The organism is Mesorhizobium sp. M2A.F.Ca.ET.043.05.1.1 (assembly GCF_003952445.1).
Taxonomy (GTDB): Bacteria; Pseudomonadota; Alphaproteobacteria; order Rhizobiales; family Rhizobiaceae; genus Mesorhizobium.
Map to the genome: position 1 here is coordinate 238118 of NZ_CP034446.1, position 25738 is coordinate 263855.

Below are 25738 nucleotides of genomic sequence, written 5' to 3' on the forward strand. Positions count from 1 at the left end.
GCAAGTCGACTCAAAATATGACTTTATTGATCATGTTTTAGTGGCAAAGCCGCCGACGCTGTGGCATGCCGGTACCCGTGACGACATCGAAAGGCCCGGCGATGAAGCTCTTGAACGCGCAAACTCGTATCCAAAACGATGACATTCGCGTGGTGATGGACAGGCTGCGCGCCGAGCATAGCGACTATGAAATCGACACCGGCGATGCCGGCCGATGGGAATTCCGCATGCATTACGGCTCGTTGAACGCATCGTTCGACGATCACGGCGTGCTGGTACGTGTGGCGGCGCAGGACGAGACCTGCCTCTCCTATATGAAGATGATCTTTGCCGGCCATATCGCCGCACATCTCAGCACGACCGAAGGATTGCGCTGGCATGGGGACGGCACGGACGCTGGGACGCCGGTGTTCTTCCGCGAAATATCGGTGCTGTCCTCGACGCGGTTGTCGCCGCATATGCAGCGCCTGCGATTCTCCGTCCGCGACCTCGGCCGCTTCGCCCATGGCGGATTTCATGTCCGGCTTCTGTTGCCGCCGGCCGGCCGGCAGGCGGTCTGGCCGACCATGGGCGCCGACGGCCTTATCGTCTGGCCGTCGGGCGAGGATGCGCTGACCATCCGGGTCTATACGATCCGCGCGCTGGACGTGGCCGAGGGCTGGCTCGACATCGACTTCGTGCTGCATCCGGGCGCCGAGACGCCGGCCGCGAGCTTCGCGCAGAATGCGCGGGCCGGCGACATCATCGGCATGATCGGCCCCGGCGGTGGCGGTTTGCCCGAGGCGTCCAACCTGCTGCTTCTGGGCGACGATACCGCGCTTCCGGCGATTGGCCGGATGCTGGAAGACCTGGCGCCGTCCGCCCGCGCCGAGGCCTTCATCGAGGTCGATGGTCCGCAAGAGCGGGTGACGTTGTCGGCGGGCGAGAACATCGCCGTCCGTTGGCTCTACCGGCATGGCCGCGAAGCAGGCCGCGCCGGCCTGCTTCCGCAGGCATTGCGCGAACGCGCCCGGCTGCCATGCCCTGACGATCTCTATGTCTGGGCGGGATGCGAGTTCGCCGACTTTCGCGAGATCCGCCGGATAGCACGCAAGGGATGGGGCTTGCCGCGCGACCGGCATCTGGTCACCGCCTATTGGCGCCGCGGCGTGCAAGGCGAGGACGGAGCCGGCGAGGAATAGCGCCGTCTCGTCTCAGTCGCGGCCGCTGACCATGGCGATCGCCGGCGCTGCCAGCAGCGCGACCACGCCCGCTCCGGCAAACAGCGCACCGTAGCCCAGATGCTGCGCCGCATAGCCGGCCAGGATGCCGCCCGCCATGCTGACCAATGCGTCCATGCACTGGAAAAGCGTGAAATCGACGCCCGCTTGCCTCGGGTCCGACCAGCACATGAACTGCGCATAAAGCGCGACGAAGCCGAGCGCCATGATGCCGGAGGAACTCAGCATTGCGACGGCTGCCAGCGGGCCTGCCGGGAAAACGCCCGAAAGCGCGAAGGCGGCGAGGACGAACAGCGATCCAGCCTGCAAGACGAGCGCGAGCACAAGCACGCTGCGCGTGCCCAACCATCGGACGAGCGCGCCGCCGGCAAGGGCGGCCGCGACGCCGAGGATCATGCTGCCGGCGCCGTTGACCAGGCCGATGGTGGAAAGGCTGAGCCCGGCATCGACGAGAAACGGGCCGAGCATCGCCAGCGCCGCCTTCTGCGCCAGAACGTAGATCGCCGACGCCACCAGGCCGCGTTGTATCTGCGGACGCCGCAACGCCATGCCGAGCGAGGGCACGTGGTCGCGAACTTCCTCGTGCGGCCGGCCAGCGACGCCGAGCAGGAAGGGCAGGCCGAGCAGCACCAGCAGCGAGGCCAAGGCCGACATCGCCGGACGCCAGCCCTGGAGATCGACAAGGAAGAGGAACAGGCCGCCGCCGATCGCCGAGCCGAGATAGGCGCCGCCGACCTGGGCCGCATTACCCCAGCCGAGATTCTTGCCGGCAAGGTTCTGCACTGCAAAACCGTCGCAGGCGATATCGACCGTCGAGGCTGCAAAGGCAACCACCGTCAGGCAGGCGACCACGGGCCAGAAAGCGGCCGGGCCGAGTTGCGCGACAGCCAGCAGTCCGGCGATGGAGACCAGGCCACCGATGAGGACGATCGCGCCGGTTCGGTTCCGCCCCGACAGCGGAAGCCGGTAGCGCTCCACCGTCGGCGACCATAGGAATTTCAGCGCCCATGGCAGGGCAATCAGGGTGAGCAGGCCGATACGGTCGAGCGGCAGGCCCTGGTCGCGCATCACGGCCGGGAGGCCCGTCCAGGTGATGCCGCCGATCACGCTCTGGGCCACATAGAGGCCGCCGATCGCCGCGACGATGGCGGCCGGCGACGAGGCGGCCCGGTTCGAGGCGGAGACCGACATCAGAAACGATAGCGCAGGCTGCCGAACAGCGAGCGGCCCTCGTCGCGGTAGCAATAGCCGGCCGAGCAGATCGTCTGCTGGTTGTCGAACAGGTTCTTGGCGTTGATCTGCAGCTTCACGCCTTCGAGCTTCGGATTGCGATAGCCGAAATCGTAGGACAGCGAGGCGTCGACGAAGGCACGCGCGTCATTCTTGAACGTGTTGGTGTCGTCGCCGTAGCTGGCGCCGGCGAAGCGCACACCGGCGCCGAGTCCGAGCCCTTCCAGCGTGCCGTTCTCGAATTGATAATGGCCCCAGAGCGACAGGATGTGGTTCGGCGTCGCCGACAGTTCCTTGCCGTCGGTGCCTTCGGCGCCGCGTTCGATCTTCACACGCAGATAGGTGTAGGAGGCGATGACGCTGAAGCCATTGTCAAGCGAGGCATTGGCCTCCAGCTCGACGCCGCGCGAGTTTAGGTCGAGCTGGCGCTGCTTGTTGATGCCGGTCGAGGCGTCGAAGACGACGCCGTCCTTCTGGTCGATGTCGAACAGCGCGGCGCTGACGGTCGCGTTGTGGTCGGGGATCTCGTATTTGACGCCGATCTCCTTCTGCGTGGCGATGGTGGGGCGGGCGACGCGGCCGACGGAACTCGTAATGTCGTCATAGACGAAGCCGATGTTGGGCGAGAACGAGGTCGAATAGTTGACGTAGGGAACGATGCCCCATTCGGTCCGGTAGGACAGGCCGACGCGGCCGGAGAAGGCGCTGTCCTTCTGCTTCGACTGGCTGAAATCGGCGGCCGTGGAGGTTGTGTCCACCCAGTCGTAGCGGCCGCTGGTGAACAGGGTGAAATCATTCCACTCCATTTGGTCGTGCAGGTAGACGCCGAGCTGGTTCATCTCCTGCCCGCCGGAATGCGGGACGGGGGCGGCCTTGATGTCCTCGGCCGAGACATAGGAGAGCCCGCTGCCGGCGCCATAGTCCGACCAAGCGTAATCGGTGCCGGCGATCGCTGTGTGCTTGACCGGACCGGTGTCGAATTCAAGCTGGGCCATGTTGTCGACGACGAAGTTCTTCATCGCTTCCGTGTAATGGCCCCAGTAGCGCTCTAGCGGCTGATCGGCGCCGATCGAGTAATGGCCGCTATATTCGATGTCCGAGTCGACGGCGTTGTAACGCAGGTTCTGGCGCACGGTCAGCCAGTCGTTGAAGCGGTGCTCGAACTCGTAGCCGATGCGTCCCTGGTCCTGGGTGAAATCGTTCCAGGCCGGATCGCCTTCATAGACGTTCGACAGCGCGCCATAGGCGGAGTTGTAGAAGGCCGCGGTGCCGCCGGTGACGGACTTCGAATATTCGCCGAGAATGGTGAGCTTGGTGTCCTCGTCCGGCTTGAAGGTGACGGCCGGCGCCAGATAGAGCTTGTCGTCGGGATAGTCGGGCAGACCGGTCTCGCTCAGGCGGCCGAGGCTGGTGAAGCGGTAGAGAATGCTGCCGTCGTCATTGACCGGCCCGGAAGCATCGAGCGCGGCCTGGAAGCGGTTGTGCTCGCCGGCCAGCAGCTCGATCTCATGGAACGGCTCGTCCTTGGGCCGCTTGGTGACGACGTTGACGATGCCGCCCGGACCGCTGACGCCGTAAAGCGAGGATGCCGGTCCCTTCAGGATGGTGACGCCCTCGATGCCGTAAGGTTCTGTCTTGAACCAGGCGGAAGGGCCGTTGTACTGGCGCAGCCCGTCGCGGAACATACTGTTGTAGAAGGCCTGGAAACCGCGCAGGAAGAAGGCGTCGTAGCGCGTGTCGAAACCGAAGCTGTTCGGATTGGCGCTGGCCGTATAGCCCAGCGCGTCGTTCAGCGTACGCGGCTTCTGGTCCTCGATCTGCTTTTGCGTCACGACCGAGACCGCCTGCGGGATCCTGGCGATCGGCGTGTCGGTCTTGGTGCCGATGCGGTCCTTCTTGGCGACATAGCCGTCCTGCTTCAGGATCTCGTTGCTCTCGGCGGTCACCTCAATCCTGTCGAGAACGGTGGCGTCGCCGCCGTCCTGGGCAAGTGCCGGCCAGACATGGCCGAGGATGGCGCTGCCCGCCAGCAATGATAATCCCCGGCGCCACATCCTCGACCGCTTTGGCATTAACCTGTCTCCAATACTCATGTTTGATCACGCCTCCGCGCTCTCAAATATGAAAATGTGAGTCAAGTATTTTTTGACGCCTCCCCGAACTTGATGGCGTCACGCCCCGTCAGCCTTCCTGGCTGGCCGGGAGAGGAGCGATGTCTTGCTGTGGCGCCGATCCGCGACGCAGGCCGAGGAAGACGATGATGGCAGTAAGCACGGTGATCGTCGCCAGCACGATGAGCAGCCGGTCGAAAGCAGTCTCATAGGCCTGGATGAGAGCCGTGGCGCCAGCCATCGGCAGGTGTTGGATCGTTGCGGCGATGTTGCCGGTTGCCAGCAACTGTGCGGCCGCGGCCGCTTCGGCAGGCGAGGCCAGTCCTTGAGCGCCGAGCTGCGTAGCCGTGAAACCCGACAGGACCGCCATGACGATCGCCAGGGCCACGCCCTCGCTGGCGACGCGGGTGGTGTTGAAGATGCCGACCGCCATGCCGGCGCGCTCCTTCGGCACGACGCTGACCGCCAGTCCGTCCATGAGCCCCCAGGGCAAGGCGATGCCGATGCCGATCAGGACCAGCGGGGCCACCAACGCGCCGTCCGCCGCAGGCACGCGGCTGAGCCAGACAAGGCCGGCCGCTGCGACGAGGAGGCCAACGCCGCAGATCGTGGCGGGCGCGATCCAGCGCGCCGCCTGGCCGGCGAGCAGCGGCAGGATCAGCAGCGGGCCGGAGAGGCAGATCATCAACTGCCCCGCCTTGATCTCGCTCATCCCCTCTATACCGATGAAGCGGATCGGCAGGAGCACGAGCAGGACGACGAAGGCATAGGCGGGTGCCGCGGCCAGGAACTGGACGCCGACGAAACGCGGGAAGCGGAACAACGTCAGGTCCAGCATCGGCCGGCGCACCCGCCGCTCGACAATGACGAAGGCGGCAAAGCCGACGGCAGCCACGCCAAGGAGTGCGAGAACGAAGGGATCGGCCCAGCCGCTTTGAGGCGCCTGCAGCACGCCGTAGGTCAGCGCGGCAAGCGCGATGGTGAAGGTGCCGGCGCCAGCCCAGTCGAGCCCGGTTGCGTCCGGGTCGCGTGATTCGGTGACGGTGCGCAGGCCCAGCGCGGCCGCGGCAACGCCAAGCGCCGCCACCAGAAGGAAGATCGCGCGCCAGCCGAATGTATCGATGAGCAGGCCGGAGGCGACAGGGCCGAAGGCGAGCCCGATGCCGAAGCTGGTGCCGAGGAAACTGAAGGCGCGCAGCCGCGATTGCCCGTCGAATTCCTGGGCAAGTGCTGAGGCACCGCCGGCGAAGGCGGCAGCACCGCCTATGCCTTGCAAGGCGCGGAACATGTCGAACCAGACGATGTCCGGCGCCAGCATGCAGCCCAGCGCGGCAAGGAGGTAGACGGCGAGGCCGGCGAGGAAGATGCGCTTGCGGCCATGGTTGTCGGCCAATGCCCCGGCCGCCATCAGGCCGGCGCCGAAGGTCAGCATGAAGGCATTGGTCACCCAATCGAGCGCGAGCGGACTGCCGCCGAGATCGGCGGCAATGCGAGAAAGCGCCACGGCGGGGCCGGTAAAGCTCAACGGCATCGTCATGGCGGCAAGGCAGACCGACAGCAGCACAAGCCATCTGCCGGCGGGGCCGGTTCTGGTCATCAACGTCATGGATTTTCCTATCCGAGGAGGAATTGCCGGCTTGCGCTGACTCGCGTCGCCGATCGCAACCAAAGATAGGACGGGGACATTTCCGGCAAAATAGTATTAAATCTCCATTCATACCGGGATGAAACGCTCGAATGGATTCAAGCGATGGATCGTCTCAACGGCCTTCTTGCCTTTGCCCGCACCGCCGAATTCGGCAGTTTCGTCAGCGCGGGGCGAGCGCTCGGAATTTCCGCTTCCGCCGTCGGCAAGAGCGTCGCCCGGCTCGAGCAGGAGCTCGGCGTGCGGCTCCTGCAGCGCAGCACCCGGCGCATCGGCCTGACCGAGGAGGGCAAGCTGTTCAACGATCGGGTGCGCCGCATCCTCGACGACATCGACGACGCCGAGGCAATGCTGTCGCGGACACGCGAGACGCCGCACGGGCGGCTGCGAATCTCGACGCCGATCGTCACCTATCACCTGCTGTTGCCGGTGCTGTCGGAATTCATGGCGCGATACCCGGAAATCGAGCTCGATATCGATTTCAACGATCGCATCGTCGACGTCATCGAAGAGGGCATCGACGTCGCGATCCGCAGCGGCGAACTGCCCGATTCACGGTTGGTGTCGAGGCCGGTCGCGCCCTTTCGCATGATCCTGTGCGCGGCCTCGTGCTATCTCGATCGGCATGGCACGCCCGGCACGCCCGCGGATCTGGTAGCGCATTTCGGCATCCATTTCCGTTTTCTCAACAGCGGCAGGCTGCTGCAATGGCCATTCATCACCGGAAGCGCCGCGCCGCAGATACGCTCGATGCTGACCTGCAACAACATGGAGGCATTGAAGGGCGCGACGCTTGCCGGTCTCGGCATCGCCTGCATGCCCGATTTCCTGGTGCGGGAGGCGCTGCATGACGGAAGGCTGCGGACCGTGCTCGACGAACATGTCGACGGCCGCGGCCAGTTCCGCATGCTGTGGCCATCCAATCGCCACCTCTCGCCGAAGGTCCGCGTCTTCGTCGATTTCCTGCCCGAGCGGCTTGCTGTCGGGCGATAGGTCCCCCGCGGGGTGGTCAGTAGGTGGTGCGACCGCCCGAGAGGTCGAAGGTGGCGCCGGTGGTGAAGGAGTTCTCGTCCGACAGCATGAAGGCGATCATGGCGGCCGCCTCCTCGACCTCGACGAAACGGCCGCGCGGCACCTTGCCGAGCATGTAGGCGACCTGGGCCTCGGTGAGCTGCTCCAGAATGCGGGTGCGGGCGGGCGAGGGCGTCAGCGCGTTGACGGCTATGTCGTATCCGGCGAGCTCCTTGCCGAGCGATTTGGTCAGCGCCAGCACGCCGGCCTTGGCGGCCGAATAGGCGGCGGCGTTGGGATTGCCCTCCTTGCCGGCCACCGAGGAGATGTTGACGATGCGGCCGTAATTGCGCGCGACCATGCCGGGCACCAGGCGCTTGCAGCAATAGAAGACGCCGTGGAGGTCGATATCGATGATCTGGCGCCAGGCGGCGGGATCGTAGTCGACCACGGTGGCCGCCGGCCCGGCAATGCCGGCATTGTTGACGAGAAGATCGACGGGGCCAAGCGTCCGCTCGGTCTCGGCGGCGGCGCGATCGACGGATTCGATCTGCGACTGGTCGCAAAGGATGGCCTCGAGCCGGCCGAGCGAAGCGAGTTCGGCTACGGCCTTGGCCATTGCGGCCTGGTCGATGTCCCAGATGGCCACGCCGGCGCCCGACGACAACAAGCGTCGCGCGACCGCAAGGCCGATGCCTTGGGCGCCGCCGGTCACCACGGCGACGCGGCCGGAAAGATCGACGGCATTCACACGACGGTTCATGGGCATTTCCTCGCTCCCACCTTGCAATAGCGCGGATCAGGCCCTCACGTTTCGCGCCACCAGCCTGGCTACGCTTGGCCCAATGAGCAGCACGACCAGGAAGCGTGCCGACTGCAAGGCCATGACGAAGGAGATGTCGACGTTGCGTGCCGCGGCGGCGATGATGGCGACGCTGTCCATGCCGCCGGGGCTGGTCGCCAGATAGGCGGTCAGCGGATCGATGCCGAGCAGGCGGCTGATGACGAAGGCCATGCCGCCGCAAAAGGCGATCAGCGCGACGATCGAGCCGACGATCTGCGGCAGCGCGCGCGCCGCGTGGCGCAGGATCGGACGCGTGAAGTTCAACCCGATCGACCAGCCGACCATGGCGTAGCTGATCGCCAGCAGCCAGGGCGGCAACTGCATCGGCACGCCGAGGCCGAGATGGATCACCGCGCCGAAAATGAAGGTGCCGAGAAAGAACGGCGAGGGCAGCCTGACCAGCTTTCCGGCCAGGCCGCCTATGACCGCGATGCCGATGGTGGCGGCGAAGGCTAAGGCATCGATCGGCGGAAACCAGACGATGGGCGGCACCTCGACGCCGGATGTGTCGACCCACATGCTGGCAACGAGCGCGGCCGTCATCGAGACGAAGATGACGCGCAGATATTGCATGAAGGCGACGAGACGCTGGTCGGCGCCAAAGGCGCCAGCCATCAGCACCATGGCCGTGGCGGCGCCGGGCGAGGAGCCCCAGACCGCCGTGGTGCCGGGCAGGATGCGCCAGCGGCTGATCAGCCAGCCAAGCAGGCTGGAGGCGGTAACGGTTGCTATCACCACACCGAGGAAAAGCGGCCATTCCTTGTAAAAGGCCGAAAAGATGTCGGCGGCGATCGAATCCGCCACCAGGCAGCCGACGATCGCCTGGGCCGAACCGAACAGGTGGCGCGGCACGCGGACGGTGGCGCCGTTGGTGCCGGCGAGGATGGCGGCAAGCATAGGGCCGATCAGCAGCGCCGCCGGCAGGGCGGCGAGTTCCAGCGCGCCGGCGAAGAGCAGCGAGAACACCAAAAGCACCAGCCATTGCCGCGGCGGGCGCAGCCGCGCCATGCGCTCGATCGGCGTCTGGTCCTGGTATGGTTGCTCTGGGGAGGAGTCCATATTTTGGTCTTAGACCTGGAACTGGGAAATGCGAACCCCAATACACAGGAAAACCAAACCCCGATCCTGTCTTTGACGGATCTCTGCTCAGACCTTTCGGACAGGACCAGGGTAACGGGCGACAAGATCGTCCACAGTCAGTAAGGTGATGCCTTCCACGGTCGCTTGGGCAATAAGAATTCGGTCGAAGGGATCTTTGTGGAGGGACGGAAGTCCGTCGACAGCGACGGCGTGCTCACTGGTGATGGCTAATTCGCCATAGCCGTTGTCGAGAAGGCCGCGCCGAAGCAAACGCGGATCGACGGTGAAGCCTTCCTTCCCAAGGCCACGTTTGATTGCGACCTCCCAAAGGCTGGCAGCACTGAAAAGCAATTCGTTTGACGTAGCCTCCATCTCGGCCACGGCCGTAAGTGGCAGCCGGTCTGGCTCACTGGCCGCCCATAGAAGCAAGTGGGTGTCGAGCAACAATTTCATTTTTTGAGGCCGAACAACTGTTCGATCTCATCTTGACCCATGCGATCGAAATCGTCGGGCACGGAAAACTGGCCAACCATGAAACCAAGCCGTTTTTTCTGTGCCCCGGCTGGCTGATCGATGGGAACGACCTTGACCAGCGGCTTGCCCGCCTTCGCAATTATGAATGGCTCACCCTTGGCAGCCTGGTCCACGAGACGTGAGAGATTGGTCTTGGCATTGTGGATGTTTACGGTCTGCATCGTTGTTCACCCCAATCAGACTTAGTCCGATAAACTTAGTTTATTAGTTTAGGTATTACAAGTGCTCGGCAACTGGATATCTGCCGCCAATAGCGATGTTGCAGAAGGCCGCGACTCAGCCAGCAAGTTTTGAGGTTTTCGAAGAGCTCAGCCGGCCTTTTCCGGCGCAGGAAGTCCAAAGCCGCCGACCGGATGAGTCTCGATCTGGAATTCGAAGCCGGCGATGAAGGGACGCGCCCTGGCAATCGCGGCCTGGACTTCCGGCAATTGCAGCGAGGCCTTGTGGCTCGCCTGGTCGGTCCACACCTCGGTGACCCAGATGGCGTCGGCGTCGGCCGGATCGGTGGCGATGATGTAGCTCAGGCAGCCGGGGAGCGCGGCAGTGCTTTCGCGCAGCACGTCCATGACCGCATCGCGCTTGCCGCGCGCCGCCCGCATCTTGCCGATCAATCCGTACATGCCTTGATCTCCCTCCAGGTTGCACGCTCAATCAAGTATGCAATCGCCGGCTCACGGCATCAACTGGCCGCCATTAACCTCTATCACCTGGCCGATGATGTAGCCGCTCAACAGATCGGACGACAGGAACAGGTAGGCGCCGACGCAATCCTCGGCCGTTCCGGCGCGTCCCTGCGGAATGGTCGCCACCATCGCCTTGATCTGCTCAGCGCTCGAATAGCGTTCGTGGAACGGCGTCAGGATCGTGCCTGGCGCCACCGCATTGACGCGGATGCCGAAGCCGATGAGTTCCTTCGCCATGCCGCGCGTCACGTTGGAGACGAAGGCTTTCGACGAACCATACAGGCCGGCGCCGCCGCCGGCGCCGTTGCGCGCGGCGATCGAGGTGGTGTTGATGATGAAGCCGCCCTGGCGCTTCAGCCACGGGATCGCCTTGCGCGAGGCGGTCAGCACCGAGCGGGCGTTGAGGTCCATCACCGCGTCGTAATGCGCTTCGTCCTGATCGGCATAGGCGATGCGGCCGAGCATGCCGCCGGCATTGTTGACCAGGCCGTCGAGCCGGCCGAAATGGTTTGCGCTCTCTTCGACCACACGCTCGACGTCGGCGGGTATCGAAAAATCGCCCTGAACCAGAAACACCTCGCCGCCATCGTCGCGGATGGCTTCGGCCACGGCTTCGGCGGGTGCGCGGCTCGCATTGTAATGCAGCGCGACGCGGCATTTCTGCGCCGCGTAAGCGCGGGCAAGGGCGGCACCGATGCCGGTCGAGGCGCCGGTGACCAGCACCGCCTTGCCGGCAAGATCTGGGATGGCAAGTGTGGTCATGTCGGCTGGCCTCCAGGTTGGCACATTTCGTAGGCCATTGCCGGCCTTCCGTTCAAGTGGGTGGCGTTCAAGCGTGGCCGCGTTCAGGGCCTGAGATAGACATAGCCCTGATGCTGCAGTTCGGCGAGTTTGACGACGCCGCCCTTCTCGGCAAGCTGGAAGCCAGTCAGCAGGTCGGTCAGCGTAATGTCCATGCCGCGCAGGGTGTTGCCGCAGGCCTGCGGGACGAGCCCCTGCTGGACGAGGCCGGCAAAGCGGCTGGAAACGGCGCCGGAAGCGCCCTTGGATTTGAAGGCGGCCAGTGCCGGACCATGCACCACAAGGACAATATCGACATTGCCGCCGGTGCCCTCATAGTGGTTCTTGATGTTGCCGAGGACGAAGTTGACCTTGTCGGCGTCGCTGAGGTGATAAGCGACCTTCGGCTTCTCCTCAGCCGTTGCCGCGTTGGCCCGGTTCAGGCCGAAAAGGCCCGCGGCGCCGGCAAGCCCGGCACGAAAAATGTCACGGCGCAGCATTGTACCCTCCATTCGCTCGCCCGCTCGCGCGATTTTGCATGGTCCGGGCGGCGCTCCTAGACTAGCATAAAGCCAGTCGTGTCGGGGGAGGAGGGTCACATGACATCGAGGACCATGGCGGTGAGGACCATGGCGGGCGTAGCGCTTTGCGCCGCCCTTGCCGCTTTTGCCGGCGCGGCGCGCGCCGAACAGCCGCCCAAACTTCCCGAGCTCAGCCCGACCGGTGCCGATGTCTGCTTCGGCCGCATCTACGACGCCGCCCATCTCAAGGCGCATCCGCACCAGAAAGTGGAGCGCATCTTTTTCTTCTATGGCCATGATCCGGTCAGCCGGCCGAACGAAGAACCCCCCGCCAACCAGGATACTTCCTATAACGGCTTTCTCACCACCACCGTCCGCGGCGCCAAGAAGTCCGACTGGGCGGCCGGCTGGTGCAACAAGGAGGATCCGAGCGACAAGGCGAGTGGCATCCGTTGCGGCATGGATTGCGACCGCACGCTCGCCTCGCTGAAAGTCGACGACAAGGGCCGGCTGATGCTCTCCAACGTACAGCCTGATGTGTATCTCGACGCTGGCGCGGAGGAGGATCTCGGCAAAGCCGAGTACAACAGGCAGGCGCTGGGTAGCGAGGACGACAATTTCAAGCTGGAGCCGATGCCGGCCGAGACCTGCAAGGCGGAGTTCGCGCGCATCGACCCCATCGACCCGGCGCTGGGTGATCCGCTGCGCGTGCGGCTGAAGCCGGATCAACCCTTCTGCTTCGGGCGCGACTATGATGACGCGCATCTGAAAACACATCCCAACCAGCTGACGCAATCGATCCGCGTCTTCCGCGGGCCGGTCGAGCTCGCTTCCTTCGTCGCCGGCGGCGATGCCGCGAACTGGCCCGACGGGGCGGACATTGCCGTTTCGGTGACGACCAGGCAGAAGGGGGAAAAGGTCACGCAGACCTATTCCTGCCAGGGCGAGGCCGACCAGTGGCGCTGCTCGGCAAGCTCCAAGATGAGCGATTTTTCCTGCGACATCTCGCAGAAGGAGATTTTTCTCAAGCGCGGCCACAATGGCACGATGATGCTGGCCAATCCCAACAGTGCGGTGGCGGTTGTCGATCTCTGTTCGAAGGCGGCGGACGGCAAGACCAAGTCCGACGACAAGGTTTATCGGCTGCAGCCGATGCCGCAGTCGGCGTGTGCTCCATGAACATTCACTTCGTCATTCTATGGCGGAGCAAGGAGCGTAGCGACGCAGCGCAGACCATAGCATCCATGCCGTGACTTGGAAGCGCTGCTGCGGTGCAAAATTCTGCTCCGTTGCACGGCTTGGCAAAGGTAACGGCACGGATTCCAGGGTCTTCGCGACGGAGCTTCGCTCCTGCTCCGCCCTGCAATGACGAAGTTGGGAGGCTCCGGCTAACTTCCAAAGTGGTGACTCGCTTTAAGCGAAAGGCACCGCCGTGGTGCCTTTCGGCAGTTTGGCCTCGTCGTCCGGCTCGACATGGATGGTGACGCGCACCGAGGGGATCTCGGCCTTCAGCGCGTCCTCGATGCGATCGCAGATGACATGGCTGGCGCCGACGGTCATGTCGGCGTCGACGACAAGGTGGAACTCGATGAAGGTGGCGCGTCCGGCGATGCGCGTCTTCAGGTCATGCACCTCGAGCGCGCCTTTCGAATTGGCCGAGATGATGTCGCGGATCTGCATGTTCTCCTGACTGTCGACGGCACGATCCATCAGGCCGTTCATCGAGGAGCCGATGACATGCCAGCCCTGCCAAAGGATGTTGAGCGCGACGATCACGGCCAATGCCGGATCGAGGATCTGCCAACCGGTGAGCACCGCGCCGACAAGGCCGCCAAGCACGCCGACGGACGTCACCACGTCGGTCATGATGTGCTGGCCATCGGCGACCAATGCTGGCGACTTGGCGTTGCGGCCGACCTGGATCAGAGTCCAGGCCCAGATCGCGTTGATGATGGTCGCCAAGCTGTTGACGGCAAGGCCCTTCCAGGGCTGCTCGAGCGGGGCCGGATGCTGCCACGACTGCCAGACCTCGTTGAGGATCAGGAGCGCCGCGACGACGATCAGCACGCCCTCGAGCACGGCGGAGAAGTATTCGGCCTTGTGGTGGCCGAAGGGATGGTCCTGGTCGGCGGGCTTGTAGCTGACCTGGATCGCCCAGAAGGCGGCGGCCGACGCGATGACGTTGACGATCGATTCCGCCGCGTCGGAATAAAGCGCGACGGAGCCTGTGATGTACCAGGCGGCCACCTTGAGGGCGAGCACGACGAAGGCGACGACGATCGACCAGAAGGCGAGCTTGGCGACCTTCTGCCTGGTCGCGGCTTTCGCCGCGGCCATCGTCGTGTCCAACGCCTCGGTTATCATCCCTACGCGGCCTTTTCCTTGGCCTTGCGCGGCAGATGCGCGACGATGTTCTCGATGATGCGCATGCCCGCATTGTGACCGAGGGTCATGATCGATTCCGGATGGAACTGCACCGCGGCGATCGGTTCCTTGCGGTGCTCGAAGGCCATGATGATGCCGTCCTCGGTCTCGGCCGTGACGACGAAACCATCAGGCAGGCGCACCGGATCGGCGAAGATCGAATGGTAGCGGCCGACGGTCACTTCCTTGGGAAGCCCCGAGAAGATGATGCCGGGTTTCGAGACGCGGATGCGCGAGGGCTTGCCGTGCATGGGGATGTGCAACTGCCGCAATTCGCCGCCATAGGCTTCGGCCAGCGCCTGCAGGCCGAGGCAGACACCGAAGATCGGCAGGTCGCGGGCGCGCGCTCGTCTGATGGTGGCGGCGCAATCGAAATCGGTCGGCGTGCCAGGTCCGGGCGATAGCACGACGAGGTCGGGCTTCAGTCGCTCGAAGACCTCCTCCGGCACCGGCGTGCGGACGGTGGAGACATTGGCGCCGGTCTGGCGGAAGTAGTTGGCCAGGGTGTGGACGAAGGAGTCCTCGTGGTCGACCAGCAGGATGTTGACGCCGTCGCCGACGCGCGCGGTGGTGCGCTCGGCTCCGGTGGCGTTGCCGGTCTTGGCGTCGCGGATGGCGGAGAGCATGGCGGATGCTTTCAATTCGGTTTCGGCTTCTTCTTCCTCGGGCACGCTGTCGAAAAGCAGCGTGGCGCCGGCGCGCACCTCGGCGATGCCGTCCTTGATGCGGATGGTGCGCAAGGTGAGCCCGGTGTTCATGTCGCCGTTGAAGTTGACCATGCCGATCGCCCCGCCATACCAGGCGCGCGGGCTTTTCTCGTTCTGTTCGATGAAGCGCATGGCCCACAGCTTCGGCGCGCCGGTGACGGTGACCGCCCAGGCGTGCGAGAGGAAGGCATCGAAGGCGTCCATGCCTTCGCGCAGCCGGCCTTCGATGTGGTCGACGGTGTGGATCAGGCGCGAATACATCTCGATCTGGCGGCGGCCGATGACGCGCACCGAGCCCGGCTCGCAGACGCGCGACTTGTCGTTGCGGTCGACATCCGAACACATGGTGAGCTCGGACTCGTCCTTCTTGGAGTTCAGCAGCTTCAGGATCTGCTCGCTATCGGAAATGGCGTCGTCGCCGCGCTTGATGGTGCCCGAGATCGGGCAGGTCTCGACGCGGCGGCCGTTGACGCGCACGAACATCTCCGGCGAGGCGCCGATCAGATATTCGTTTTCGCCGAGATTGATGAAGAAGGAATAGGGCGAGGGGTTGATCGATTTCAGCTTGCGCGAGATGTCGGAAGGCTGGGTCTCGCAGCGCTCGTAGAACATCTGTCCGGGTACGACCTCGAACAGGTCGCCACGTTTGAAGCTCTCCATGGCGCGCCGCACCAGGTTGGCGTATTCGCCGGGCTCATGGTCGCCGCGCGGCGGGATGCGGTCGGCGGTCCTGAACGGCTCGACATGGGCATCGCGCGCCAGGCCTTCGGTCGAAAAACCCTCGCCGGAATAGTCGTAGCGGTCGGTCCAGGCCTTGGTCGAATAATGGTCGACGACGAGGATCTCGTCGGGCAGGAACAGCACCAGGTCGCGCTGGCTTTCCTTGCGCTCGAGCTTGTAGTCCACCGGATCGAACTGGAAGGCGAGGTCGTAGCCGAAGGCGCCGTAAAGGCCGAGATTGGCATCCTCGGCGGTCTTGAACAAAGCGGTGATGGCGCGCAGCACGGTGAAGACGGACGGAACGCGGCTGCGCTCCTCCTCGGTGAAGACGCGGCCGGGTTTTGCCACATCGAGGCGGATCAGCGCCTTCGAGGTCTCCGCGATCGTCACTTCGCTCAGCGCGTCAAGCGCCTTTCCGATCACGGGCAGGAGCACTTCGCCGCGCTTATTCAGCGCTTCGATGCGCATGGCGCGGCCGCGCGCGGAGATCACCAGCGGCGGATCGATGATGGCGGTATCCCAGCGCGTGTAGCGGCCCGGATACTCGTAGTTCGAGGAAAACACGGCGCCGCGGCGTGAATTCAGGCCGTCGACATAGGCGTCGATCGCGCCTTCATAGGGCCTGTCGTGCCGTTCGCGGGTGATCGTCACGCCGCCGGCGGTGACGAAGCGCTCCGCCCCGTTGTCCAGAACTTTAGTCGTCATTGCCGTCTCCATCAGCGTTTTGGGCAACGGACCCGGGAATGGCTCTAAAAAACAAATGGCCGCCCGGACATTCCGCTGCGGCCACCCTCATTTTCACGCGCACGCGCACGAACCGGCCGCTGTCAGCGAGCCCACCACCAAACGGTCTTGTTCGAACGCATGTTCATGCCGACTCCCATAGCGGCGAATGCTTGGATCGGCAAGCGGAATCAAGGAAATCGTCGGACGAGGTGAATCGGCTGCCGCGCATGGAACTTTATTCAGCGGGCTGCGGCTCCAGGATCGTACGGCGGTCGAGCGACTGCGACAGCACGGCCACCGCGACGGCCAGAAGCGCGAGCGCGGCGCCCACCAGCGGCAGGTTCGCGTAGGACACGCCCCAGGAGATGGCGAGGCCGCCGATCCAGGCGCCGCCGGCATTGCCGACATTGAAGGCGCCCTGGTTCAGCGTGGCGGCAAGGTTCGGTCCTTCGGCGGCCGCCTCGACGACGCGGATCTGCAGCGGCGGCACGACGATGAAGATCAGCATGCCCCACAGGAAGACGATGGCCACGGCCACGCTTGCGATGGCGCCGAGATTGGTGAAGACGACGAACAGCAGGGCCATGGCAAGCAGCGTGCCGATCACGGTCGGCATCAGCTTCCAGTCAGCCAGCCTGCCGCCGATGATGTTGCCGATGGTCATGCCGGCGCCGAACAGCAGCAGCACCCAGGTCACGGTCGCCGTCGACAGGCCGGAGACGACGGTCAGATAGGGCTTGATGTAGGTGAAGACGGCGAACAGGCTGGCGGAGGCGAGCGAGGCGATCAGCATCGCCAGCCACACCTGCAGCTTGCCGAGCACGCGCAATTCGCCGACCAGCCCGCCGCCGCTGGGTTCGGCGACGTCGGACGGCACCAGCCAGGCGATGGCCGCGACCGAGACGAGGCCGATGCCGACGACGGCGAGGAAAGTGGCGCGCCAGCCGAAGGCTTCACCCAGCGCCGTACCGGCGGGAACGCCCAGGATATTGGACAGCGTCAGGCCGGCGAACATCAGCGCGATGGCGCTCGCCCGCTTGTTGCGCGGCACGAGGCTTGCCGCAACCACGGAGCCGATGCCGAAAAAGGCGCCGTGGCCGAAAGCGGTGAAGACGCGTGCCGCCATCAACAGCCAGTAGTTCGGAGCGATGGCGCAGAAGAGATTGCCGATGACGAAGAGCGTGGCGAGGCCGACAAGCACGGGCTTGCGCGGCAGGCGCGCCGTTGCCATGGCGACGACCGGCGCGCCGAAGACGACGCCCAGCGCATAGCCGGTGACCAGAAGGCCAACCGAAGGGATCGAGACCCCAAGGTCGGCCGCGACCTCCGGCAGCAGGCCCATGATGACGAATTCGGTGGTGCCGATGCAGAAGGAGGCAATGGCAAGCGCTAGGATCGGCAGCGGCATCGGATGTCCGGTCTGAATCGGTTCAAAATCGAAACTGGCTTTGGACCTGGCCGGCGCACAAGCGTCATTGTTGCAACGCAGCAATGCAGAAAGACGAGACCGGCTTTGCGGAGAGGGAGCTATTGGCACTGCACAGGGATTTTGACCGGTCGGCTCTGTTTGCGTCGGCATGCGTTGGAGATTGGCCGAAACGCCCTTCGCGATCGTCATTCCAGGGCGGAGCAGGAGCGAAGCTCGGTCGCGTAGACCCTGGAATCCATGCCGTTACCTTCGCCAAGGCGTGCAACGGAGCAGAATTTTGCACCGTGGCGGCGCTTCCAAGTCACGGCATGGATTCTATGGTCTGCGCCGCGTCGCTTCGCTCCTTGCTCCGCCATAGAATGACGAGGTTGGGGCGGCTTCAGCCAATCCACGGCGTTTGCGCTGATTTCACGCAAATGAACGGAAATCATACGCCAAGACAAACGGCAACCTTTCAATATCCCTGTGTCGGGGAGCTAGTCCAGCGGCTTCAGCTCTTGGGCGATCGTCGGCAGCAGTTCCGAGACATTGGGGTGGATGTGCATGGCGCGCGCCAGCGTCGAGATCGGCGCCTTGGCGTACATGAGGTCGAGCACGCAGTGGATCGCCTCGTCGCCGCCTGGCCCGAGCACGGCGCAGCCGAGGATCTCGCCGGTGTCGGCATCGGCCAGGATCTTCATGAAGCCCTGCGTCTCGCCCTTTTCGACCGCGCGGCCGACACGCGTCATCGGCCGCTGGCCGACCAGGGCGCGGCGGCCGGATTTCTTCACCGCGGCTTCCGTCATGCCGCAGCGCCCAAGCGGCGGATCGATATAGAGCGCATAGGCCTCGATGCGGTCGGTGACCTTGCGCGGATCGTTGTCGAGCAGATTGGCGGCGACGATCTCGAAGTCATTGTAGGAGGTATGGGTGAAGGCGCCTTTGCCGTTGCAGTCGCCCATTGCCCAGATGCCGGGCACGCTGGTGCGCAGCTGGTCATCGACGACGATGAAGCCGCGCTGGTCGACTTCGACGCCGGCCTTGTCGAGACCGAGGTCATCGGTGTTGGGGACGCGACCGAGCGCCAGCAGCACATGCGAGCCCACCGCCGGCGGCTTATCGGCGGAGAAGGTGACGGCGATCTCGTTGCCTTTCCTGGCGAACGCGATGTCGCCGGCGCCGACATGGACGATGATGCCTTCATTTTCGAGAATGGACTGGATCGCGGCGGACGTGTCCTCGTCCTCGCGGCCGGTCAGCCTCGGCGCCTTCTCGATCACCGTGACCTCGGAGCCGAAGCGGCGGAACATCTGCGCGAATTCGAGCGAGATATAACTGCCGCCGACGACGATCAGATGGCTGGGCAGGACATCGAGATCCATCATCGAGGAATTGGTGAGATAGGGGATGTCATGGACGCCGGGCAGGTCGGGCACGGAGGCGCGGCCGCCAGTGTTGAGGAAGATCTTTGGCGCGGTCAGCAGCTCGTCGCCGACACGCACTGTGTTGGCGGATTCAAAGCGCGCGTGACCGCGATAGAGCGTGCATTTCTCCATGCCCGCGATCCATGTTTCCAGCCCCGTACGGGAAGCGCCCGAAACCTTGTCCTTGCGCGCCTTGATGGCCTTGTAGTCGACGCCGACGAGACCGGAAACCGTCACGCCATAATCGGCGGCGCGGCGGGCGAGGTGCGCGGCATAGGCGCTCGCCACCATCGTCTTGGTCGGGATGCAGCCGGTGTTGACGCAGGTGCCGCCGATGAGGTTGCGCTCGATCAGCGCCACGCTCATGCCGGCCGCGTTCAGCCGGCCGGCGAGCGGCGTGCCGGCTTGGCCGGCGCCGATGACGATGGCGTCGAAGGCTTTGGCGCTCATGCGACGGCAGCCACGATCAGCAGCCCGCCGATGATCGCAACGGCGTCCTCAATGAAGGCGGCGGGCGGATCCTTGCCGAAGGCCGCGGCCAGCCGGCCGCGGACCTCGGCGCCGCCCAGCGTGCCGATCACCGCGCCGATCGCGCCGGCGATAAGCCCGCCGATGGTGGCGCCGCCGGTGGCGCCGATCACCGCGCCGGTGAAGGCGCCCAAGACGATGCGGGCACCGAACTGCTGCGGCACCTTCCGGCTCGGCGTCGACGGCAACTGATCGGTGACCAATTCGACGATCGCCAGGATGGTGAAGATGCCGACAGCGATCCAGTGGCCCATAAAGCTCGCCCAGGTGCCGGCGACCGGCAGCCAGCCGAGATAAGAACCCCAGGCGACGGCGGCGGGCGCTGTCATGGCGCGCAGGCCGGCAACGACACCTATCAGCAGTGCAAGCAGGTAAAGCATGATCGACCCCCTCAAAATCGGAACCTCGCACGGCTCCATGAAGGCAGGCTAGCATAGGCCGGGCGTTTGGCCACGGGCTTTTGTCTGACAATGGATTATGCTTTGCGGCAGACAGATCTGGAGGTGTCGCCATGACGGCAAGCGAGCGCATGAAGATGGCGGCGGGAGAATGGTACACCTGCATCGACGATGAACTGGAGGACTTGCGCTTCGCCGCGCGCGATGCGGTGTTCGAGCACAACAGCCTGCCGCCCAGGCAGCGGGGCAATATAGGGCCTGCCTTGCGGGCGCTGCTCGGCGGCGCGGGCGAGGGGGCTCGCATCGAGGCGCCGTTCCATTGCGCCTATGGCTTCAATTTGTTTCTCGGAGACGGCACGTTCATAAACGCCGGCTGCACCATTCTCGACACGGCGTCGGTGCGCATCGGCAAGGGGACGCTCCTCGGCCCCAATGTGCAGATCTACTGCGCCGAGCATCACCGCGAAGCCACTGGACGGTTGGCCGGGCTGGAGATCGCAAAACCGGTGACGATCGGTGACAACGCCTGGATCGGCGGCAGCGCCATCATCCTCGGCGGCGTCAGCATAGGCGAGGGCGTCATCGTCGGCGCGGGCGCGGTGGTGACGCGCGACGTGCCGGCCAATGCGACCGTGGTCGGCAATCCCGCGCGGATCGTCACGCCGCGCTGAGCGCGCCTGCGGTTTTGGAAAACTCCCGCCGATATTGCATCGGCGAGGTTTTCAGCCGAGCGGCAAAATGCTGGCGCAGCGAGGTGGCGCTGCCGAAACCGGCTTCGAAGGCCACCATGTCCATCGACTTGTCCGTCTGCTCCAAAAGCCGCTGCGCCAGCGCGACGCGCTGGTCGGCGAGCCAGTCGCCGAAACTGGTGCCGGTGGCTTTCTGGAAACGGCGCGTGAAGGTGCGGCGGGTAAGGCCGGCCGCGTCGGAGACGCTGTCGAGACTGTGCGCCTCGCCGAGCGTTGCCCGCACGTCATCCAGGGCCTTGGCGAACCGGTCGGCATTCGGCGTCGGCGCAAGCGGGCGCTCGATGAACTGTGCCTGGCCGCCCTGCCGGTGCGGCGAGAGCACGACATGGCGGGCAAGCCGCAGCGCCGCCTCCGCGCCATAGCGGGCGCGCACGATGTGCAGGCAGCAGTCGAGCCCGGCGGCGACGCCGGCGGAGGTGATGATGTCGCCATCGTCGACATAGAGCACGTCGGCGTTGATCTCGATGTCTGGATGAAGCGCCTGGAGTTGATCGGCATAAGCCCAATGGGTCGTTGCCTTCCGCCCGGCCAGCAATCCGGTGCCGGCAATGGCGAAGGTGCCGAGGCACAGACCCACGATCAGCGCGCCGCGCCGATGCGCGCCTTGCAGTGCCTCCTTGAACGGCGCGGCCAGGGGGGCATCGAGGTCCTTCCAGCTCGGGATGATGACGATATCGGCCTCGTCGAGCGCCGAAAAGTCATGCGGCACAACGATGCTCAGCCCCGCGTCGGTATGGATAGGTCCCTCCTCCATCGCGCAGACGCGGAAGTCGAAGCGTGGCAGTCCAAGCCTGGTTCGATCGGCGCCGAACACCAGACAAGGCACGGAGAGGTGGAACGGGCTGATGCCGTCAAAGGCGACAGCGGCAATGATCGGGTTCTTCATGGCTGACATCGTTTGCGTTGACTGGCGAATGTCCCAATTCTTGCGAATGATGTCAATCGGGCCACTTTCGGCCACCGGGACATCCGCCTAGCTTTGCGCCCATCAACCTGGTCGAAAGGAAAACCGCCATGTCAGCACCAGCCATCCAGCCGCGCCGCGCGCTTGTCGTCGTCGATGTCCAGAACGACTACAATGGCGGCAATCTAGCCATCCAGCATCCGCCCTTCGCCGAGACCGTCGTCAATGTGGCGCGCGCCATGGACGCTGCCGCGGCGGCCGGCATCAAGATCGTCGTCGTCAAGCAGATGGCGCCCGAGACCTCGCCGATCTTCGCCAAGGGCAGCCACGGCGGCGAACTCCATGCCGAGATCGCCAGGCGCAGCCGCGACCACTATGTCGAAAAGACGCTGCCTTCGGCCTTCACCGGCACGGATCTCGAGGCCTGGCTGCGCGCCAATGCCATCGATACGATCGCGGTCGCCGGCTACATGACCCACAATTGCGATCTGTCGACCATCATCCACGCGGTGCATATGGGCTTCGCCGTCGAGTTCCTTTCCGACGCCAGCGGCTCGGTGCCCTATGCCAACAGCGCGGGCTACGCGTCGGCAGAGGACATCCACCGGGTGGTAAGCGTCGTTCTGCAGTCGCGCTTCGCCGCGGTGCTGAAGACCGCCGAGTGGATCGACTGTCTGAAGACGGGCGCCTTGCCCGAGCGCGACACGATCTACGCGTCCAACCAGCGGGCGCTGAAGCGGAACGCTGCCTAGAGCGTTTCACCGTTTCACGGAAACGGCGAACCGCTCTAACTCTTTGTTTTTACGCAATTCCGGACGGAAAACCGCTCACACTTTTCCTGGAATTGCTCTAAGTCCGGCAAGCAAAAAGGGCGCCGCAATAGCGACGCCCCCGATCATTCCCGGCCTGAAGGGTGCTTAGAACAGGCCTTCGATCTGACCCTGCTCATTGAGGAAGATCTTTTCCGAGGACGGCGCCTTGGGCAGGCCGGGCATGGTCATGACCTCGCCGCAGATGATGACGACGAAGCCGGCGCCGGCCGAGAGCCTGACCTCGCGCACCGGCACGGTGTGGCCGGTCGGCGCGCCGCGCAGGTTCGGGTCGGTCGAGAAGGAGTACTGGGTCTTGGCCATGCAGACCGGCAAATTGCCGTAGCCGGCCTGTTCCCAGGCATGCAGCTGGTCGCGGATCGACTTGTCGGCGATCGCCTCGTCGCCGCGATAGATGCGCTTGACGATGGTGTTGACCTTCTCGAACAGCGGCATCTCGTCCGGATAAAGCGGCGAGAACTGCGAGGCACCGGATTCGGCGATCTCGACCACCTTCCGGGCGAGGTCCTCGATGCCGGCCGAGCCCTGCGCCCAGTGCTTGCACAGGATCGCCTCGGCGCCCTGCGCCTTGACGAAGTCCTTCATCGCCTGGATCTCGGCTTCGGTGTCGGTGGTGAAGTGGTTGATCGCCACCACCGCCGGCACGCCGAACTGCTTCACGTTCTCGATGTGGCGGCCGAGATTGAGGCAACCCTTCTTGACCGCCTCGATGTTTTCCTTGCCGAGGTCTTCCTTCTTGATGCCGCCATTCATCTTCATGGCGCGCACGGTCGCGACAATGACAGCCGCCGAGGGCTTCAGCCCCGCCTTGCGGCACTTGATGTCGAAGAACTTCTCCGCGCCGAGGTCGGCGCCGAAGCCGGCTTCGGTGACGACATAGTCGGCGAGCTTCAGCGCGGTCGTGGTGGCGACGACCGAGTTGCAGCCATGCGCGATGTTGGCGAACGGGCCGCCATGCACGAAGGCCGGGTTGTTCTCCAGCGTCTGCACCAGGTTGGGCTGCATGGCGTCCTTGAGCAGAACCGCCATGGCGCCGTCGGCCTTGAGGTCGCGGGCATAGACCGGCGACTTGTCGCGGCGATAGGCGACAATGATGTCGCCGAGGCGCTTTTCCAGGTCCTTGAGGTCGGTGGCAAGGCACAGGATCGCCATCACTTCCGAGGCGACGGTGATGTCGAAGCCGGCTTCACGCGGGTAGCCGTTGGCGACGCCGCCCAGCGAACAGATAATCTCGCGCAGCGCCCGGTCGTTCATGTCCATGACGCGGCGCCAGGCGACGCGGCGGGTGTCGATGCCGAGCTCGTTGCCCCAGTAGATGTGGTTGTCGATCAGCGCCGAGAGCAGATTATGCGCGGTGGTGATGGCGTGGAAGTCGCCGGTGAAGTGGAGGTTCATGTCCTCCATCGGCACCACCTGGGCAAGGCCGCCGCCCGCGGCACCGCCCTTGACGCCGAAATTCGGACCGAGCGAGGCCTCGCGGATGCAGATGATCGCCTTCTTGCCGATGCGGTTGAGGCCGTCGCCGAGGCCGACCGTGGTGGTCGTCTTGCCTTCGCCGGCGGGCGTCGGGTTGATGGCGGTGACCAGGATCAGCTTGCCATCCTTGTTGCCCTTCACCGACTTGATGAACTCGGCCGAGACTTTGGCCTTGTCGTGGCCATAGGGCAGCAGATGCTCGGTCGGGATGCCGATTCTGGCGCCGATCTCCTGGATCGGTTTCTTCTTGGCGGCGCGCGCGATCTCGATGTCGGACTTCACTTCGGCCATGACGGCTTTCCTCTGGAGTAGGCGGTGGAGGGGAGGGGTTCGATCATTCGTGCATGGTCGAAACGCCACCCGGACGCAAGGTCATGTTCTAACCCTGTCGCTGGCGCGGCGTCAACTTCCATGCAACTATGTTTCCTGTTAAGAAAGAGTGTTCCTGTCGCCGGGCCTCTTCCAAGGCAGCCGTCTCGGGCCCGGTCGTTGCGCCGTATAGAAGCCAGAGCGGGGGCGGTTTCGCCGTCTCAAAACAGCCGCCTAATGCGCGAAAAGCGACAGGGGCCACGGCGCAAATCCGCCATCGCCCTGTCGCCCCGAGACGGTGCTATTGGGTCAGAACGTTGCTGATCTCGACCATGTTGGAGCGCACGCGCAGGATGTAGAAGCCCATCGTCGTCAGATGCGTCGGCAACAGCCAGCCATCCTCGCGGCCATTGGCGATGATGAAGGGCTGGATGCGCAGCGCCGAGACGAACTGCGAATCCATCGTGTCCCACAGGCTCTGCAGGTGCTTTTCCTTGAGCACGTCCTCGAAGTCGGCCTGGGCGCCCTTCATCAGGCCGTAATAGGCATAGAGCTGGCCATAGGCGAACCAGAAGCGGTCGTCGGCGCGGGTATCGAACCAGCCGTTGTTGTGGTTTTCGGCGCGCTCCTTGAGGATCGCCGAAGTCGAGCCGATATCCGAAGCGATGCGGTCGATATATTGCTTGAGATTGTCGGCGCGTGCGTCGAACGTCGCCTGGCAGGTGGCGAGCCGCGCATTGAAGGAACGCAGCTTGCGCACCGCGTCGCGATAATAGCTCGGCGTCGGCGTCTTGGGGCCGAAGGGGTTCAGGCCGAAATACCAGGTGTACTCGTCGAACTGCAGATTGCCGCGCGCGTCCTGCAGGTCGGCGTCGATCTGCGAGGTGGTGCGCACGCGGCCGAGATTGTCGGCAAGCTCGGTCGCGGTGCGCCTCACCGCCTGGTTGATGCCGCGCTGGAAGGACGCCTTGTTGTCCATCCAGGGCGTGTTGTCCCAATCGATGCCGAACAGGCCGAGCTTGTAGAGGATCATCGACGAGATCCAGGCATTCTGGTTGACGTTGAAGTCCGTCAGATCGGCGGCGACCTGGGCGATCGCCGAGTTGCCGCAGGTCTTGGCCGTGTCGGTGCCGGCGCCGGCGGAAACCTGCTCGCCGGCCGACACGTTGCGCTTCTCGAATGTGTAGGTGTCGGGATAGTTCGGGTTGAAATTGTTCCACCACTGCGTGGCGTAGAAGAAATTGGCGTAGAGGCCGATCAGCACGACAATGGCGAGCCCGACCACCGCCTTCAGGATCCAGCCGCGCTGCCCGTACCAGCGGCCGACCCACATGAACGGCCACAGGATGACGCCGATGACGAAGCCGATGCCGCGGCCGATCCACTGGAAGATCTGGGTGAAGAAGTTCACGATTGGGTCGAGCATGGCTGTGGCACCCCCTTAGAGCATTTCACCGTTTCAAGGGAAACGGCGAT

23 protein-coding genes are annotated in these 25738 nt (G+C 64.5%); 5 read left to right on the plus strand and 18 right to left on the minus strand.

Features of this window, described 5'->3' with window-relative positions; genetic code table 11:
- Positions 1-65 precede the first annotated feature (65 nt).
- Positions 66-1181 (plus strand): siderophore-interacting protein, encoded by a 1116-nt coding sequence (locus EJ069_RS01105; protein WP_245456412.1) that lies wholly within the window; start codon positions 66-68, stop codon positions 1179-1181.
- 12 nt (positions 1182-1193) lie between these two features.
- Here the strand turns inward: EJ069_RS01105 and EJ069_RS01110 are convergent, their stop codons facing one another.
- From EJ069_RS01110 to EJ069_RS01120, 3 genes are all read right to left on the minus strand, one after another.
- Positions 1194-2411 carry an MFS transporter gene (locus EJ069_RS01110; protein ID WP_126059694.1) on the minus strand — a complete coding sequence of 406 codons (1218 nt, stop codon included), beginning with the start codon at positions 2409-2411 and terminating at the stop codon, positions 1194-1196.
- The gene (locus tag EJ069_RS01115; RefSeq protein ID WP_126059695.1) at positions 2411-4483 is read right to left on the minus strand and encodes a TonB-dependent siderophore receptor; all 2073 of its coding nucleotides are present in this window, start codon (positions 4481-4483) and stop codon (positions 2411-2413) included. Before EJ069_RS01115 ends, EJ069_RS01110 begins: the two co-directional genes overlap by 1 nt.
- 148 nt (positions 4484-4631) lie before the next feature.
- Positions 4632-6167, minus strand: coding sequence for an MFS transporter (locus EJ069_RS01120; RefSeq protein ID WP_126059696.1), 1536 nt, complete (start codon positions 6165-6167; stop codon positions 4632-4634).
- Between the two features lie 144 nt (positions 6168-6311).
- On the opposite strand from EJ069_RS01120, the gene EJ069_RS01125 reads away from it, so the two are divergent.
- Positions 6312-7199 (plus strand): LysR family transcriptional regulator, encoded by an 888-nt coding sequence (locus EJ069_RS01125; RefSeq protein ID WP_126059697.1) that lies wholly within the window; start codon positions 6312-6314, stop codon positions 7197-7199.
- Positions 7200-7215: 16 nt separating this feature from the next.
- On the opposite strand, the gene EJ069_RS01130 is transcribed toward EJ069_RS01125, so the two are convergent.
- The 7 genes from EJ069_RS01130 to EJ069_RS01160 all read right to left on the minus strand — a co-directional run bounded on the left by EJ069_RS01130 (position 7216) and on the right by EJ069_RS01160 (position 11638).
- Positions 7216-7968, minus strand: a complete 753-nt coding sequence (locus EJ069_RS01130; protein ID WP_126064600.1) for an SDR family NAD(P)-dependent oxidoreductase — start codon at positions 7966-7968, stop codon at positions 7216-7218.
- 48 nt (positions 7969-8016) lie between these two features.
- Positions 8017-9120: an AbrB family transcriptional regulator gene (locus EJ069_RS01135; protein WP_126059698.1), complete on the minus strand. Its 1104-nt coding sequence runs from the start codon at positions 9118-9120 to the stop codon at positions 8017-8019.
- Between the two features lie 87 nt (positions 9121-9207).
- Complete coding sequence (locus tag EJ069_RS01140; protein WP_126059699.1) at positions 9208-9594, minus strand: type II toxin-antitoxin system VapC family toxin; 387 nt, start codon at positions 9592-9594, stop codon at positions 9208-9210.
- On the minus strand, positions 9591-9836 hold the full coding sequence (locus EJ069_RS01145) for a type II toxin-antitoxin system prevent-host-death family antitoxin (RefSeq protein WP_126059700.1): 246 nt from the start codon (positions 9834-9836) through the stop codon (positions 9591-9593). Before EJ069_RS01145 ends, EJ069_RS01140 begins: the two co-directional genes overlap by 4 nt.
- 147 nt (positions 9837-9983) lie before the next feature.
- Entirely contained in the window at positions 9984-10295 is a 312-nt protein-coding gene (locus tag EJ069_RS01150) for a putative quinol monooxygenase (protein ID WP_126059701.1), read from the minus strand.
- Between the two features lie 51 nt (positions 10296-10346).
- Positions 10347-11120, minus strand: coding sequence for an SDR family oxidoreductase (locus EJ069_RS01155; protein WP_126059702.1), 774 nt, complete (start codon positions 11118-11120; stop codon positions 10347-10349).
- A gap of 83 nt (positions 11121-11203) precedes the next feature.
- Positions 11204-11638: a DsrE family protein gene (locus EJ069_RS01160; RefSeq protein ID WP_126059703.1), complete on the minus strand. Its 435-nt coding sequence runs from the start codon at positions 11636-11638 to the stop codon at positions 11204-11206.
- 99 nt (positions 11639-11737) lie between these two features.
- Here EJ069_RS01160 and EJ069_RS01165 point away from each other — a divergent pair, with 99 nt between their 5' ends.
- Complete coding sequence (locus EJ069_RS01165) at positions 11738-12838, plus strand: hypothetical protein (protein ID WP_126059704.1); 1101 nt, start codon at positions 11738-11740, stop codon at positions 12836-12838.
- Between the two features lie 234 nt (positions 12839-13072).
- On the opposite strand, the gene EJ069_RS01170 is transcribed toward EJ069_RS01165, so the two are convergent.
- From EJ069_RS01170 to EJ069_RS01190, 5 genes are all read right to left on the minus strand, one after another.
- The gene (locus tag EJ069_RS01170; RefSeq protein WP_189476122.1) at positions 13073-13996 is read right to left on the minus strand and encodes a cation diffusion facilitator family transporter; all 924 of its coding nucleotides are present in this window, start codon (positions 13994-13996) and stop codon (positions 13073-13075) included.
- Between the two features lie 29 nt (positions 13997-14025).
- Positions 14026-16215 carry an anthranilate synthase gene (locus EJ069_RS01175; RefSeq protein ID WP_126059705.1) on the minus strand — a complete coding sequence of 730 codons (2190 nt, stop codon included), beginning with the start codon at positions 16213-16215 and terminating at the stop codon, positions 14026-14028.
- Between the two features lie 256 nt (positions 16216-16471).
- On the minus strand, positions 16472-17644 hold the full coding sequence (locus EJ069_RS01180; RefSeq protein ID WP_126059706.1) for an MFS transporter: 1173 nt from the start codon (positions 17642-17644) through the stop codon (positions 16472-16474).
- A gap of 497 nt (positions 17645-18141) precedes the next feature.
- A complete protein-coding gene (locus tag EJ069_RS01185; RefSeq protein ID WP_126059707.1) occupies positions 18142-19518 on the minus strand; it encodes an FAD-containing oxidoreductase in 1377 nt (458 codons plus the stop codon).
- Positions 19515-19976 carry a DUF4126 domain-containing protein gene (locus tag EJ069_RS01190; RefSeq protein ID WP_126059708.1) on the minus strand — a complete coding sequence of 154 codons (462 nt, stop codon included), beginning with the start codon at positions 19974-19976 and terminating at the stop codon, positions 19515-19517. Before EJ069_RS01190 ends, EJ069_RS01185 begins: the two co-directional genes overlap by 4 nt.
- 131 nt (positions 19977-20107) lie before the next feature.
- On the opposite strand from EJ069_RS01190, the gene EJ069_RS01195 reads away from it, so the two are divergent.
- Positions 20108-20665 (plus strand): sugar O-acetyltransferase, encoded by a 558-nt coding sequence (locus tag EJ069_RS01195; RefSeq protein ID WP_126059709.1) that lies wholly within the window; start codon positions 20108-20110, stop codon positions 20663-20665.
- Here EJ069_RS01195 and EJ069_RS01200 read toward each other — a convergent pair.
- Positions 20652-21629, minus strand: coding sequence for a helix-turn-helix domain-containing protein (locus EJ069_RS01200; RefSeq protein ID WP_126059710.1), 978 nt, complete (start codon positions 21627-21629; stop codon positions 20652-20654). The two genes, EJ069_RS01195 and EJ069_RS01200, sit on opposite strands and share 14 nt — an antisense overlap.
- A 128-nt stretch (positions 21630-21757) precedes the next feature.
- Between EJ069_RS01200 and EJ069_RS01205 the strand changes: the two genes are divergently transcribed.
- The gene (locus EJ069_RS01205) at positions 21758-22399 is read left to right on the plus strand and encodes a cysteine hydrolase family protein (protein WP_126059711.1); all 642 of its coding nucleotides are present in this window, start codon (positions 21758-21760) and stop codon (positions 22397-22399) included.
- A gap of 165 nt (positions 22400-22564) precedes the next feature.
- Here the strand turns inward: EJ069_RS01205 and EJ069_RS01210 are convergent, their stop codons facing one another.
- Both EJ069_RS01210 and EJ069_RS01215 read right to left on the minus strand, forming a co-directional pair.
- On the minus strand, positions 22565-24244 hold the full coding sequence (locus EJ069_RS01210) for a formate--tetrahydrofolate ligase (RefSeq protein ID WP_126059712.1): 1680 nt from the start codon (positions 24242-24244) through the stop codon (positions 22565-22567).
- 319 nt (positions 24245-24563) lie between these two features.
- A complete protein-coding gene (locus EJ069_RS01215; RefSeq protein WP_126059713.1) occupies positions 24564-25688 on the minus strand; it encodes a DUF2333 family protein in 1125 nt (374 codons plus the stop codon).
- Between the last annotated feature and the right edge of the window lie 50 nt (positions 25689-25738).